Below are 13684 nucleotides of genomic sequence, written 5' to 3'. Positions count from 1 at the left end.
ACGAAGGACATGTAGTCATGGCCGGCCGGCAGCCCGACCGCGGCGAGCAGCTCGTCCGACTTCGGCCCCTGGACCGCGAGCACCGCGTAGTCGCGGTGGTGGTCGGCGAGGTTGATCCCCTCGGGTGCGGCCTCCTGCAGCCTGCGGACGACCTCGGGGGTGTTGGCGGCGTTGGGCACGATCAGGACGTGGTCGGCGTCGCGGTAGTAGGCGATCAGGTCGTCGACGATGCCGCCGGTCTCGGCGTCGCAGCACAGCGTGTACTGAGCCTTGCCCGGCTTGATCCGGTTGAGGTCGTTGGTGAACGACGCGTTGACGAACTCGGCCGCCCCCGGTCCGCTGATCATCACCTTGCCCAGGTGGCTGACGTCGAAGACCCCGACGGCCTCCCGGACCGCGGTGTGCTCCTTGACGACGCCGGTGTACTCGAGCGGCATCGACCAGCCGCCGAACTCACCGAACTTCGCACCGAGTCCTACGTGCTTTTCGTGCAGAGGGGACTGGAGCAGCTCCGACCCATCCCCCGTGGAGGTCTCTTCAGCCATGCTGCGAACTTATCGCACCGCCCCGACACAGCCCGGTCCGCGCCCCTCCCCGGCGTGCCACACGTAGGCTGCACCGCGTGACTCTGCCTGACATCACCTACACGCTGCGTACCGCCTCCCCTGCCAAGACCCGTGCCGAGGCCGTCGTCGTCGGCATCGGCCAGGGCAAGAAGGATGTCGAGGTCATCGCGGGAGCCGAGGATGTCAAGGCCGCCTACGGACGCAGGTGGCGCGGGATGCTCGCCACGCTGGGGGTCAGCGGCAAGGCCGGCGAGATCACCCGGATTCCCGCGGGCGAGGAGCTCGGCGCCCAGCTCCTGGTGCTGGTCGGCCTCGGCGCGGTCGGCGCCGATGGGACGTACTCGACCGATGCCGTACGCCGCGCCGCCGGCGCCGCCGCCCGCGCGGTGCCCAACGCGACCTCTGTCGCCGTTGCCCTCCCCGCGCAGACCCCGGAGCTCGTGCGAACCGTCACCGAGGGCTATCTCCTCGGCGGCTACACGTTCACCTCCTACAAGTCGAGCGACAAGTCGAGTGCGGGCAAGAAGAACAAGGACAGCACTGAGGCCAACGGGCCCAGCGATGTCGCGATCCTGAGCCCCATCGCCCGGCGTACGGACGCGGTCACTGCCTTCGAGGAGGCTCAGATCGTGGCGCAGGCGGTTGCCGGCACCCGCGAGTGGGTCAACATTCCTCCGGCCGACCTCACTCCCCCGGCGTTCGCCGAGGCCATCGTCCATGTGGCCGGTCTGGTCGAGGGTGTGGAGACGACCGTCTACGACGAGGAGCAGCTCGCCGAGCTCGGTTGCGGCGGCATCCTCGCCGTCGGGATGGGCTCGGCGGCGAAGCCGCGCCTGGTCGAGCTCACCTACTCCCCCGCCGACGCGCGTGGGCACATCGCGCTGGTCGGCAAGGGCGTCACGTTCGACTCCGGTGGGCTCACGATCAAGCCCGGCGGCTCGATGGCCACGATGAAGTCGGACATGGCCGGCGCTGCCGCCGTGGCCCAGGCTACGTTCGCGATCGCGCGGCTCGGGCTGCCGGTGAAGGTCTCCGCGTACGTGCCCATGGCGGAGAACATGGTCTCCGGCTCCTCCTACCGGCCCGGCGACGTCGTCACCCACTACGGCGGCACGACCGTCGAGGTCTCCAACATGGACGCCGAGGGGCGGATGATCCTCGCCGACGCCCTCGTACGCGCCGCCGAGGCCGAACCCGATGTGATCCTGGACGTCGCCACGCTCACCGGCCACATGGTGATGGCGCTGGGCGAGAAGGTCAGCGGCGTGCTCGGCTCCGAGGATGTCGTCGGGCGCGTTCTCGCCGCCGCCGAGGTCGCCGGGGAGCAGATGTGGCCGATGCCTATCCCGGAATGGATGGACGAGCGAATCCGTTCCTCCAAGGTGGCCGACCTCAACCAGCACGACTGGATCCGCTGGGGTGGTGGTCTGTACGCCGCCGCGTTCCTGCGCGAGTTCACCGGCGGCCTCCCCTGGGCCCATCTCGACATCGCCGGACCGTCCTTCAACAGTGGGGGCGCCTCCGGCGATCTCACTCCCGGAGGAACGGGTGCGGCGGTGGCAACACTGGTGGACTACGTACGCGAGATGGCTACCGATCAGTAGTGGTCCGGTTGACACGCCTCGGCATGCGTAGTGACAAGATGGGGCACGTGATCGACGCCCTTGGCTGCCTTTCTCGCAGCATCATGAGTGCGTCGGGCAGGTGTCGGCCCAGACCGATGCGTCGTTCTCCTCGCCGAGCCGTCGCGCTCGTGCGCCGCGAGGTCGCCGCGTGGGCAAGAGATTCCGCGCGCAGCAGGCTGTTCTTGCCTGCGGGACCTCCCAATGCCTGAACCTCGGATACAACTAGTGCAACGAACAGACGTAGAACGAAGGAACCCATGGCCACCGAAGTAACTCTCCCGGCACTCGGCGAGTCCGTCACCGAGGGCACCGTCACCCGCTGGCTCAAGCAGGTCGGCGACACCGTTGCGGTCGACGAGGCCCTGCTGGAGGTCTCCACCGACAAGGTCGATACCGAGATCCCCTCGCCGGTCGCGGGCACGCTGCTCGAGATCAAGGCGGCTGAGGACGACACGGTCGAGGTCGGTGGCCTGCTTGCCGTCATCGGCGCCGACGACGAGGCCGGGGCCGCTGCGGACGCACCCGCCGACCCCGCTCCGCAGGCGGCGGCTCCCGAGGCTCCCGCTGCCGAGGAGGCCCCGCAGGCCGAGGCTGCTCCGGCGCCCGCCCCGGAGGCTCCTGCGGCTCCTGCCGAGCCCGCTGCCCCGGCTGCTCCGGCCGCTCCGGCCGCCGGCGGCAACGCCACCGAGGTCTCCCTTCCCGCGCTGGGTGAGTCGGTCACCGAGGGCACCGTCACCCGCTGGCTCAAGCAGGTCGGCGATGAGGTGGCCGTGGACGACGCGCTGCTCGAGGTCTCCACCGACAAGGTCGACACCGAGATCCCTTCGCCGGTCGCCGGCACGCTGCTGGAGATCAAGGTCTCCGAGGACGAGACCGTCGAGGTCGGTGCCGTGCTCGCGCTCGTCGGTGATGCCGGCGCCGCTCCTGCCTCCGCGCCCGAGCCTGCCGCTCCTGCCCCCGAGGCCGCGCCCGAGCCGGCTGCTGCCGAGGCGCCCGCGGCTCCCGCCGAGCCCGCCAAGGCCCCGGATGCTCCGGCCGAGCCGGCTCCGGCTCCCGCCGCTCCGGCACCGGCTCCCGCTGCTCCGGCACCGGCTGCTCCGGCTCCCGCTGCTCCGGCAGCGGACGCCGCCGCTCCCGCCACTCCGGCCCCCGCTGCCCCTGCGGCTCCGGCCGGCGAGAGCTCCCCGGCGGTCCAGCCCGGTGGCTACGTGACCCCGCTGGTGCGCAAGCTGGCGGCCCAGCACAACGTCGACCTCAACACGGTCGAGGGCTCCGGCGTCGGTGGCCGCATCCGCAAGGAGGACATCCTCCAGGCGGCCGCAGCCAAGTCGACGCCCGCCGCTGCTGCTCCGGCCGAGGCGGCCCCGGCGTCATCCGCTCCGGCCGCGGCTCCGGCGGCTCCGTCGCCGCTGCGTGGCACCACGGAGAAGATCTCGCGACTGCGCAAGGTGATCGCCGAGCGGATGACCGAGTCGCTCCACACCGCGGCCCAGCTGACCCAGGTCATGGAGGTCGATGTCACCAACATCGCCCGCCTCCGCGAGGCCAACAAGGCCGGGTTCCTGCAGCGCGAGGGCGTCAAGCTGACGTACCTGCCCTTCTTCGCCAAGGCCGCGATCGACACGCTCAAGGTGCACCCGAAGCTCAACGCCGGGATCGACATCGAGGCCGGCACGGTCACCTACTACGACCGCGAGAACATCGCCTTCGCCGTCGACACCGAGAAGGGTCTGCTGACCCCGGTCGTCAAGGACGCCGGCGACCTCTCCATCTCGGGCATCGCGAAGAAGATCGCCGACGTGGCCGACCGCACGCGCAACAACAAGATCACCCCGGACGAGCTCTCCGGCGGCACCTTCACGATCACCAACCTGGGTTCGTTCGGTGCGCTCTTCGACACCCCGATCATCAACCAGCCGCAGGTCGCCATCCTCGGCCCGGGTGCTGTCGTGAAGCGCCCGGTCGTCATCGACGACCCGGACCTGGGTGAGACGATCGCGGTGCGCTACATGGTCAACATCGCCCTGACCTACGACCACCGCCTGGTCGACGGCGCCGACGCCGGCCGCTTCCTGCAGGACGTCAAGAAGCGCCTCGAGGCGGGTCAGTTCGAGCTCTGATCCAGAGCACGTCGTACGCAGCGGCGCGGTCCCGACGGGGCCGCGCCGCTCGGCTTTCCCCGAGGGCTACACCTCGGGCCTCGTGATCGTCACCGGCTCACCGTGAGCGGTGATATCCATGGTCACGGTGCCATAGACCGGCGCCTCGCTTCGGATCCTGACGAGCCGCCCGTCGCCGTCCAGATAGAGGTGGTCGGTACGGACGAACCGGGGACTCTGGCCTTCGAGCTCGGCCGAGTTCTTGTAGTGGTCGGTCAGGACGCCCCCGATCGTCTCCTTCCCGACATAGGTGGTCGTCGCAAGGGGGTCAGGATCCAGCTTGAAGTCCAAGGCGCTCACCGGGTTCGGCATCTGCTGCGCAAGTAGCCTCGCATCGCCATCCGACGACCACTCGCCCTCCCGATGGAGGTAGGTCTCCCCGTCCTGAAGCACGAGTTCGACCGGGTCGCCGTCGAAGGTCCCGGCCACCCGGTAGCCCGTGACGCGGTACGCCGTTCGCGCGCCCAGTGCCTCACCGGCTTCCCGGTGCCAGGACTCGGCAACCAGATCACCTTCGATCTCGATTCCCAGGTAATGGTCGCCATCCGGTGGCGGCGTGGCTGCGGGAGTCTGCGAGACGACGACGTGGCCTGTCGGCATGGCGGCGAGCGCCTCCTGCAGCAGCTTGTCGGCCTGAGCCACGCTCAGCTCGGTGCCTGGTTTCAGCACTTCAGCAGACGACGCGGCGCTCGCGCTCTCCGAGGCTGCAGGGCGGTCCGGTGTCTCCGGACCGGTGCCGCACGCCGTCAGGATCGGAAGGGCTGCCACCGTCATCGCCGCTGCGAGACGCCGGCGGTTCTCCGTGAATTGCATTGTCGAGGTGCCTCTCGAGATCGAGTTGGTGTCGGTCGCTCCTCGCGAGTCGGATCGGCCGAACGGCGACGTAGCCTGGCACCGATCAGGTCTCTGGGACTCCGGTTCGCAGGCGTCTGACACACAACCGAGACCCAACGCGTACGATCTCGGTGTGACTGAGCTGCGCTTCGACGAGGTCGGGACGATCGACTATCTGGACGCCTGGGAGCTGCAGAAGCAGATCCATCAGCGCGTCGTCGACCGCGAACAGCCCGACACGGTGCTGCTGCTCGAGCACCCGCCGACCTTCACCGCCGGGAAGCGTACGAAGCCGGAGGACCGCCCGGCAGACCCCGGCGGCGCACCGGTGATCGACGTCGACCGAGGTGGCGAGGTGACCTTCCACGGCCCGGGCCAGATCGTCGCCTACCCGATCGTGCGGCTGCCGGAGAAGGTCAAGGTCGTCGACTTCGTACGTCGCCTGGAGCAGGCGATGATCCGCACCTGCGCCGAGTTCGGCGTCACCGTCTACCGGGTCCCCGGTCGAAGCGGTGTGTGGCTGCCCGCGGGCGAGACCCCCGACGGCGTACGCCGCCTGGAGCGCAAGGTCGGAGCGATCGGGCTGCGGGTCAGCCAGCACGTGACCATGCACGGCATCGCGCTCAACTGCGACGTCGACCTGGGCTGGTATGAGCGGTTCGTGCCGTGCGGGATCTCCGACGCCGGCGTGACCACGCTCTCGATCGAGGCGGGCCGGCAGATCGGCAACGCCGAGGCGATGCCGGTGCTCCACGCGCAGATCGCCGAGATGCTCTCCTGGCGCGACTACGAACCCGGCCCCAGCCTCGATCCCAAGCCCGACCCGGCGAAGACCGACCGTACGAAGACCCCACGGGTTCCGCTGCTCTCCCCCAGCCGGGGCTGAGCGCCCGGGCGGAGCTCTGGCGGTGTGACCGACCAGTAACCGCCTGGCTTCGAGGTTCCATCACCCGGCGGCGTACGCTTGTCTGGTGACTCAAGCTCCTGCCCCAGAAGGTCGCAAGCTCCTCCGTCTCGAGGTCCGCAACGCGCAGACTCCGATCGAACGCAAACCGGAGTGGATCAAGACCAAAGCGAAGATGGGGCCGGAATACAAGGAGCTCACCGCGCTGGTGAAGTCCGAGGGCCTGCACACGGTGTGCCAGGAGGCCGGCTGCCCCAACATCTTCGAGTGCTGGGAGGACCGCGAGGCCACCTTCCTCATCGGCGGTGACCAGTGCACCCGCCGCTGCGACTTCTGCCAGATCGACACCGGCAAGCCGCAGCCGCTCGACCGTGACGAGCCGCGCCGCGTGGCCGAGTCGGTGCAGAAGATGGGACTGAAGTACGCCACGATCACCGGCGTCGCCCGCGACGACCTCTCCGACGGCGGGGCATGGCTCTACGCCGAGACGGTCAAGCAGATCCACGAGCTCACTGCCGACATGGAGGGGGGCTCGACCGGTGTCGAGAACCTCATCCCCGACTTCAACGGCGTCCCGGAACTCCTCCAGGAGGTCTTCGAGTCCCGTCCCGAGGTGCTCGCGCACAACGTCGAGACCGTGCCGCGGATCTTCAAGCGGATCCGGCCGGCGTTCCGTTACGAGCGCAGCCTCGACGTGATCACCCAGGCCCGCGACTTCGGTCTGGTCACCAAATCCAACCTGATCCTCGGCATGGGCGAGACCCGGGAAGAGGTCTCCGAGGCGCTGCGTGACCTGCACGGCGCCGGCTGCGAGCTGATCACGATCACGCAGTACCTGCGCCCGAGCGTGCGCCACCACCCGGTCGAGCGCTGGGTCAAGCCCGAGGAGTTCGTCGAGCTCCAGACCGAGGCCGAGGAGATCGGGTTCTCCGGGGTCATGTCCGGGCCGCTCGTCCGTTCGTCCTACCGCGCCGGTCGGCTGTATCGTCAGGCGATCGAAGCGCGCGACGCGTCCTCCGTGGCCTGAGTCGCTGCGTACGAAATCTGAAGACTGAAAGAGGAAGATGTCCCAGACCGACCCGAGCAGCATGAGTCGCCGCCAGCAGATGGTGGAGACCTACAAGCTCACCAAGCAGTCAGACCCGAAGATCGGCTTCATCCTGGCCGCGATCTTCGTCGTCGTCGCCGCGGTCGCCGGCGCGATCTTCTGGCTCCTGCCCGGCGAGGGCATCTTCTCCTGGATCTTCACGGCCGTCGGCGCGCTCCTCGCCGGCCTGCTCGCCGCCATGCTGGTCTTCTCCCGGCGCGCGCAGAAGGTCATGTACTCCCGGCTCGAGGGGCAGGTCGGCGGCGGGTACGCAGCCCTGACCATGCTTCGCCGCGGCTGGACCGTCACCCAGGCCGTCGGCGTCGAGCCGCGCAGCCAGACGCTGGTCCACCGCGTGGTCGGCCCTCCGGGTGTCGTCCTCGTCGGCGAAGGCACCAGCCCGAGCAAGGTCCGCTCCCTGCTGGCCAGCACCAAGCGCAACCACGCCCGCGTCCTGGGCGAGGTGCCGATCACCACCGTCGTCGCCGGCAACGGTGAGGACGAGACCCCACTGCCCCAGCTGACCAAGCACGTCACCAAGCTCGGCCGCAAGGTCGCCGGCCCCGAGATCACCGACATCCTCAACCGCCTCAAGGCCCTCGACGCCACCCGCGGCACCATGCCGATCCCGAAGGGCCCCGTCCCGACCTCGATGAAGGGCATGCGCGGCAACCTCCGCGGCCGCTGAGCTAAGCAGCGCGGCGCGCCCGGATCGCGTAGAGCAGCGGGATCCGGGGCGCCTGCTCGGGCAGCCTGAACCAACCGTCCTCCCCCGCCACCATGGACGGGAACCGCGGCCAGGGCAGCCGCTCGTCCTCGCGGACGACCTCGATCCGCAGGCCCGCGCCCGCGAGGGCGGTGACGACCTCGCCGACCCCGTGACGCCATTCGTACGCCGTCGTGGCGGTGCTCAACGCCGGGCCGTCGGTGTAGGTGTGGGTCGAGTCCTTCTCGATCGCGCCCCGGCCCGAGAGGTAGTCGTGACGCAGCTCCAAAGAATCCTCGCGTCCCGGCTCGGGGACCTCGCCGAGCGCGTCGAGGAGCGGGTGGAACTCCGCGAGATAGACGAACCCGCCCGGCTTGAGCAGGTCGTGCACGATCCGCGCCCACAGGTCGATGTCGGGCAGATAGCAGACCGCACCCTTGCCGGTGTAGACGACGTCGAACCGGCCCGCGCCCAGGACGGTGACGGCGTCGTGGACGTCGGCCTCGTGATAGTCGACCGCCAGGCCACGTTGGGCCGCGATCCGGCGCGCCGCCGCGACCGCCCCTGAGGAGATGTCCAGGCCGTGGGTCACCGCACCGCGTTCCGCGAAGGCCACCGTCTCGGTGCCGAGGTGACACTGCAGATGGACGACCTTACCGCCGGCGAGATCGCCGAGGTCGGACCATTCGTAGTCGGCGAACCACGACTCGGCCGGACGGGACCCGTCGAGACCGTAGAAGGCGCTGGCGACGTGGATCGGCGTCCGGGCATCCCAGTTGGCCCGGTTGGCCTCGATCTGGCGAGAGCTTTCGGGGTCGAGAGTCATGGCTCCATCCATGCCAGGGTCCGCAGAGATGCACAAGCCCATTCAGGAGTACGAACAAGCAGGGCCGGCCCCCGTGGGGACCGGCCCTGCTGCGTACGAGATGTTCCTCAGCCCGACATGCTCGGCATGTCGGTGACCTGATCGGCCGGCGGGGCCTTGATCTCGACCGGCTCGCCGTGCTTGGTCAGCACGACCTCGACGGTGCCAAGGTCACCCATCGCGATCTCGGCCTTGCGGAGCAGACCGTCGCCATCGACCCAGAGGTCCTGGTCGATGGTCTTGGGCAGACCGGTGGTGCTCTCCGCGCCCAGGCCCTTGGCCAGCGCGGCGGAGTCGACGGTGAAGCTGTAGTGCTTGGTGTCGACGCCGTCGAGCTTCTCCTCACCCTCGAACTTGGAGGACTTGATCGACTCCTCCATGCCATCGAGGAAGGCGAGCGGGTTGCTCATCGACTCGAGGCTGGTGCCGCCCATCTTGCCGAGCTGGTCGGCGGTCGCGGTCATCCACGAGTCGCCCATCATGCCCTTGATGTAGATCTTCTCGTCGAGCACGATGCTCTCGAGGTCCATGTTCATGGAGCCGCCACTCATCTTCATGGTTGAGTGCTGAGCCGGCGGGTCCGTCTGGATGTCTCCCTCGCCGGTCATCGAGACCGACTGGCCCTGGGCCTTGGAGTCCATCTTGGTCGTGAAGTGCGCGGTGTCGAGATCGGTGGCCTTCTTCATGACCTCGGTCATCTCCTCGGCCGAGACCGAGTCACCCTTGTCGGCACCACCGGCACCGCCGCCGCCTCCACAGGCGACCAGGCCCGCGAGCGACACCGCCAGCACGCCCGCCGCGGCGGTGCGGCGCCAGAGGCCACGTGGCCCGAGAGTTCGGTTGCGCGTCATTTGAGCTTTCCCCTTCGTGTTTGCCGCTGCCTGCGGCGGGACGGGCTCAAACCTACCTCCGGCCTGGTCTCAACCCACTCGGCGAAACACCGCTCGATAGGTCTGAAGGGTGACAGTTGCCGTGCCGGCGGCCAGATCGTGGAGTCCACGCCGGTCGGCGCGGAAGACCAGCGGAGGTACGACGAGGACGACCAGGACCTGACGGGCGATGCTCCGCAGCGGATCGAGCGGGCGCGCGTCGGGCCCGCCCGTCACGGAGGCGCGCACCGTACGCAGCCGGGTGACGAGCTTGCCGAACGAGCCTCCTCCGACCATGGTGAAGACGGCGGTCTGCACGACGAACACGACCAGGATCCACAGATTGTCGGTCGGCCGCGGGTCGACACCAGCGATCAGCGACCCGAACGGCAGTGCGCGTGCCCCCAGAAACACCGACGCCACCAGGGACGATGCGAGCCAGTCGACGAACAGGGCCAACACCCTTCGTCCCCAACCGGCGGTCTCATAAGGCAGAGTGGGGGGCGCAGAGGTGGCGGAACTGGTCACGCCGGTAAGCGTAGGCGGCAACGTCTTGAGGCGTGAGATCGGGATGGTTGACGATCAAATCACACAACCTGTTACATGCCTGAAACATTTGCGACACTCCTGTGCAACCGTCCCTTCGTAATTTGCGGTGGCACGGTCGGAACCATGAGGCCCGACCTCGATCGCGTGAGACCTATCTGGCTCCCCACCGGGTGAGCCAAGGAGGATTGATGTTCAGCACTGACGACGAACTCTTGAAGTTCATCTCTGACGAGGGAGTCGAGTTCGTCGACATCCGCTTCGTCGACCTGCCCGGCGTCCAGCAGCACTTCACGGTGCCGGTGTCGTCGTTCACCCTGGAGCCCCAGGCCTTTGACGGCTCGTCGATCCGTGGCTTCCAGACGATCCACGAGTCGGACATGGCGCTCTACCCGGACGTCACAACTGCCTTCATCGACCCGTTCCGCACCGCCAAGACCCTCGCGCTGATGTACTTCGTGCACGACCCGATCACCGGTGAGGCCTACTCGCGTGACCCGCGCAACATCGCGCGCAAGGCACTGGCGTACCTCGCCTCGACAGGCATCGGCGACACCGCCTTCTTCGCCCCCGAGGCCGAGTTCTTCATCTTCGACAAGGTCGCCTACAACACCTCCGAGGGTGAGTCGTTCTACAAGATCGACTCCGTCGAGGCCTGGTGGAACTCCGGCGCCGACAAGAACCCCGACGGCTCGGACAACCTGGGCTACAAGACCCGCTACAAGGGCGGCTACTTCCCGGTCTCCCCGACCGACCACTTCACCGACCTGCGTGACGTGATGGTCAAGAACCTCGAGGCCTCCGGCCTGCTCGTCGAGCGTGCCCACCACGAGGTCGGCACCGCCGGCCAGGCGGAGATCAACTACCGCTTCGACACGCTGCTCAAGGCCGCCGACGATGTCATGAAGTTCAAGTACATCATCAAGAACACCGCCTGGCAGGCCGGCAAGACCGTCACGTTCATGCCGAAGCCCGTCTTCGGCGACAACGGGTCCGGCATGCACGTCCACCAGTCGATCTGGAACGCCGGCGAGCCGCTGTTCTACGACGAGACCGGCTACGGCGGCCTCTCCGACATGGCCCGCTGGTACATCGGCGGCGTCCTCAAGCACGCCCCGGCTGTGCTCGCGTTCACCAACCCGACCGTGAACTCCTACCACCGCCTGGTGCCGGGCTTCGAGGCTCCGATCTCGCTGGTCTACTCCTCGCGCAACCGCTCCGCCGCGGTCCGCATCCCGATCACGGGCACCAACCCGAAGGCCAAGCGCGTCGAGACCCGGTTCCCGGACCCGTCCTCGAACCCGTACCTCGCCTTCTCGGCCCTGCTCCTCGCCGGCATCGACGGCATCCAGAACAAGATCGAGCCGCCGGACCCGATCGACAAGGACATCTACGAGCTGCCGCCGGACGAGATGGCCGAGATCAACCAGGTCCCGACCTCGCTCGGCGCGGTCCTCTCCGCCCTGGAGAACGACCACGACTTCCTCACCGTCGGTGACGTCTTCACGCCGGACCTGATCGAGACCTGGATCGATTACAAGACCAACGACGAGATCCTCCCCATCCAGCTCCGCCCGCACCCGCACGAGTTCGAGCTCTACTACGACATCTGAGATCAGATATGGGGAGTAGAGATCGAACTCGAACTCAACTCCTCGCCCTGACCGCCTGAAAACGGCGGCTGACCTGCAGGCACGCACTGTGGCGTCAGCCGCCGTTTCGCGTCTCCCGCATGCCAGGACTTCGACCGTTCGCGGAAACTTGCGGATCTCCTGTCAGAACTCTGTCAGAAATTCCGTACGCCACTATCCGAGCCACGAGAGCGCCGTGACACCCGCAACGCGCCTGGTCGTGAACCCGATTCGATGGCACCTCCGCCACACCGTCCACGTTGTCGATACCGTACAAGACTCGGGCCGTCCTCGTAGATCGATCCGAAAGCCGTTGGTGCACAGCCTCCACCATCTGTCACAGTCCGGTGGTGCACCGACTCGACCACGCCGTTTGATGGCCCTGCCTCGCTGGCGGGAGTTGTGCCCGGAGGTCATCCACCACCCCAGCTTTCCCAGCGGCATTCCGGAGCATGCGCTTGCGGGCTGTCAGGGCTTACGCAGACTCACCGAGATCGCCGCTGGCGTACGTGGCTTCCGACTCCCAGAGCCGAGCCCGGACCTGCCATGGCTCAGCGACACCTGGCATGCGCGGCTGTCCGACACGCTCCTGTCGGTTGGAGCCTTCGCGGCGAGGCCTACGACCTCGTCGTGGTATGGACCCGCTGCGACGTCGAGAGCCACTACCCGCGCGACGCGGCTTCCGAGATCTCGCGACGCCGCACTTCTGTCGCCCACCATCCTCGACAATGACGCCCCGGGCTACCCGCTCCTCTGGTACTCCTTTGTCCAGCGCCAGCGCATGCCCCGCCGATGCGTTCGATCCGCTCATGCGGGCAGTCGCGGATGATGAGGATCGCGCGATCTTCACCAACACCACCGTTGACCCGATGTGGACGCTCCCCACGGCGGCGGCCCGACGTCATAGCGTCGCCCGGAGGTTCGTGACCGGCTCAGTACGGGGTACGTCGCCTGGCTACCTGACAACCTTGCTGGTCTCTGACCACCACCACGGCTGGCACTCACGACAACGCGCCGCGCTTCGGTAGCACGCTTGCTAGAGCTGGCCAGAGCCGGAGTACGCCGACACGAAACACCTGATCAGCCAGCTCCATTCCCCGCTCGACCAGGATCGCTGCCCACTCCCTGGCGCCGTCTACTGACGAACCGATACACCGCGGCGCCTTCCCCGACGCCGCCGAACCACCACCCGAGCTCGTCAGGTGATGAGCTCCTCGATCCGAGAAATCACGTTCCTGATCTCATCGCCTACGTCGCTGGCGGGCACATTCTTGGCCAGAGACAGCGCGTTGATTGTTTTGGCGCCACTCGCCTGAAGCACCGTGTTCAGGCGCCCGCTCACGGCCATGGCATCGACCACGGCCAGCCGACCTTGCTCGCTGGACCACAGGCTGTGGAACTCATCGGTGGCAGCATCAACGACTGTCTCGGGCGCGTACTTCGCGGTCTTGCTGCCTTTGACTCGCTGATCGTGCAGCCGCCGCGCGATGAGCGTCTTTCGGGCCTCGTCTTCGCCATCTGCAACGGCACGCGCCAAGATCTCCTCTGCCCTGGCCAGGGGAACGCGGGCCGCAGCAGCCAGTGCTCCCGGGCTGAGCAGGTAGTTCTCTAACTCTCGACGCTGCCAGACATGGAGGTCGGTGTCTGACTTTGCCAGCTCAGCCGTCTCGAGTCGAACGGCCTCGTCGCTGCGTAGGTCCCGGTCGAGCACCACAACCGTCTTCACCGAGCCACCGAGCGCGTGCATGGTCTCTGAGAAGGCAGATGCGAGGGAGTGCCGGCTGAAACCGCCCAGTGGAATAGTGGCGTACTTGTCGGAAGCTGCGACTTGGGTGGCCCCGATTTGTCGGGCAAGATGCGCGAGGATCGGTACGTCGTCGCCTTCCACGAAC

At 67.8% G+C, this 13684-nt stretch carries 11 protein-coding genes and 1 pseudogene; 6 read left to right on the top strand and 6 right to left on the bottom strand.

The annotated features are described in order from the left end of the window. A pseudogene (locus ACRDPS_RS23720) lies at window positions 1-545 on the bottom strand (glycine cleavage system aminomethyltransferase GcvT); the annotation flags it as partial. 77 nt (window positions 546-622) lie between these two features. Here ACRDPS_RS23720 and ACRDPS_RS23715 point away from each other — a divergent pair. Continuing rightward, window positions 623-2170, top strand: a complete 1548-nt coding sequence (locus ACRDPS_RS23715; RefSeq protein WP_431504133.1) for a leucyl aminopeptidase — start codon at window positions 623-625, stop codon at window positions 2168-2170. Window positions 2171-2448: 278 nt separating this feature from the next. After that, window positions 2449-4311, top strand: coding sequence for a 2-oxoglutarate dehydrogenase, E2 component, dihydrolipoamide succinyltransferase (gene sucB / locus ACRDPS_RS23710; RefSeq protein ID WP_431504132.1), 1863 nt, complete (start codon window positions 2449-2451; stop codon window positions 4309-4311). Window positions 4312-4377: 66 nt separating this feature from the next. Here the strand turns inward: sucB and ACRDPS_RS23705 are convergent, their stop codons facing one another. Next, window positions 4378-5124 (bottom strand): hypothetical protein, encoded by a 747-nt coding sequence (locus ACRDPS_RS23705; RefSeq protein ID WP_431504131.1) that lies wholly within the window; start codon window positions 5122-5124, stop codon window positions 4378-4380. Between the two features lie 193 nt (window positions 5125-5317). Between ACRDPS_RS23705 and lipB the strand changes: the two genes are divergently transcribed. The 3 genes from lipB to ACRDPS_RS23690 all read left to right on the top strand — a co-directional run bounded on the left by lipB (window position 5318) and on the right by ACRDPS_RS23690 (window position 7863). Then, the gene (gene lipB / locus ACRDPS_RS23700; RefSeq protein WP_431504130.1) at window positions 5318-6070 is read left to right on the top strand and encodes a lipoyl(octanoyl) transferase LipB; all 753 of its coding nucleotides are present in this window, start codon (window positions 5318-5320) and stop codon (window positions 6068-6070) included. A gap of 85 nt (window positions 6071-6155) precedes the next feature. Then, window positions 6156-7115 (top strand): lipoyl synthase, encoded by a 960-nt coding sequence (lipA, locus tag ACRDPS_RS23695; RefSeq protein WP_431504129.1) that lies wholly within the window; start codon window positions 6156-6158, stop codon window positions 7113-7115. 37 nt (window positions 7116-7152) lie between these two features. Further along, on the top strand, window positions 7153-7863 hold the full coding sequence (locus tag ACRDPS_RS23690) for a DUF4191 family protein (protein WP_431504128.1): 711 nt from the start codon (window positions 7153-7155) through the stop codon (window positions 7861-7863). A gap of 1 nt (window position 7864) precedes the next feature. Here ACRDPS_RS23690 and ACRDPS_RS23685 read toward each other — a convergent pair whose 3' ends face one another. From ACRDPS_RS23685 to ACRDPS_RS23675, 3 genes are all read right to left on the bottom strand, one after another. After that, entirely contained in the window at window positions 7865-8707 is an 843-nt protein-coding gene (locus tag ACRDPS_RS23685; protein ID WP_431504127.1) for a class I SAM-dependent methyltransferase, read from the bottom strand. A gap of 107 nt (window positions 8708-8814) precedes the next feature. Next, window positions 8815-9597, bottom strand: coding sequence for a DUF6612 family protein (locus ACRDPS_RS23680; RefSeq protein WP_431504126.1), 783 nt, complete (start codon window positions 9595-9597; stop codon window positions 8815-8817). 69 nt (window positions 9598-9666) lie between these two features. Further along, window positions 9667-10143, bottom strand: coding sequence for an RDD family protein (locus ACRDPS_RS23675; RefSeq protein WP_431504125.1), 477 nt, complete (start codon window positions 10141-10143; stop codon window positions 9667-9669). A 209-nt stretch (window positions 10144-10352) separates the two neighbouring features. Between ACRDPS_RS23675 and glnA the strand changes: the two genes are divergently transcribed. Beyond that, the gene (glnA, locus tag ACRDPS_RS23670) at window positions 10353-11774 is read left to right on the top strand and encodes a type I glutamate--ammonia ligase (RefSeq protein WP_431504124.1); all 1422 of its coding nucleotides are present in this window, start codon (window positions 10353-10355) and stop codon (window positions 11772-11774) included. Window positions 11775-12990: 1216 nt separating this feature from the next. Here glnA and ACRDPS_RS23665 read toward each other — a convergent pair. Next, window positions 12991-13684: hypothetical protein (locus ACRDPS_RS23665; RefSeq protein ID WP_431504123.1), on the bottom strand; the 694-nt coding region annotated here is incomplete at its 5' end.

This window comes from Nocardioides sp., assembly GCF_050699375.1.
In the GTDB taxonomy this organism is placed as follows: domain Bacteria; phylum Actinomycetota; class Actinomycetes; order Propionibacteriales; family Nocardioidaceae; genus Nocardioides.
This window is presented reverse-complemented; position numbering and strand designations above follow the sequence as displayed.

Bases quoted from the DNA above. Each gene is read 5' to 3' on its own strand.
- ACRDPS_RS23690 (WP_431504128.1), top strand. From the start codon at position 7,153: ATGTCCCAGACCGACCCGAGCAGCATGAGTCGCCGCCAGCAGATGGTG.
- ACRDPS_RS23680 (WP_431504126.1), bottom strand. From the start codon at position 9,597: ATGACGCGCAACCGAACTCTCGGGCCACGTGGCCTCTGGCGCCGCACC.
- ACRDPS_RS23705 (WP_431504131.1), bottom strand. From the start codon at position 5,124: ATGACGGTGGCAGCCCTTCCGATCCTGACGGCGTGCGGCACCGGTCCG.
- ACRDPS_RS23685 (WP_431504127.1), bottom strand. From the start codon at position 8,707: ATGACTCTCGACCCCGAAAGCTCTCGCCAGATCGAGGCCAACCGGGCC.
- glnA (WP_431504124.1), top strand. From the start codon at position 10,353: ATGTTCAGCACTGACGACGAACTCTTGAAGTTCATCTCTGACGAGGGA.
- sucB (WP_431504132.1), top strand. From the start codon at position 2,449: ATGGCCACCGAAGTAACTCTCCCGGCACTCGGCGAGTCCGTCACCGAG.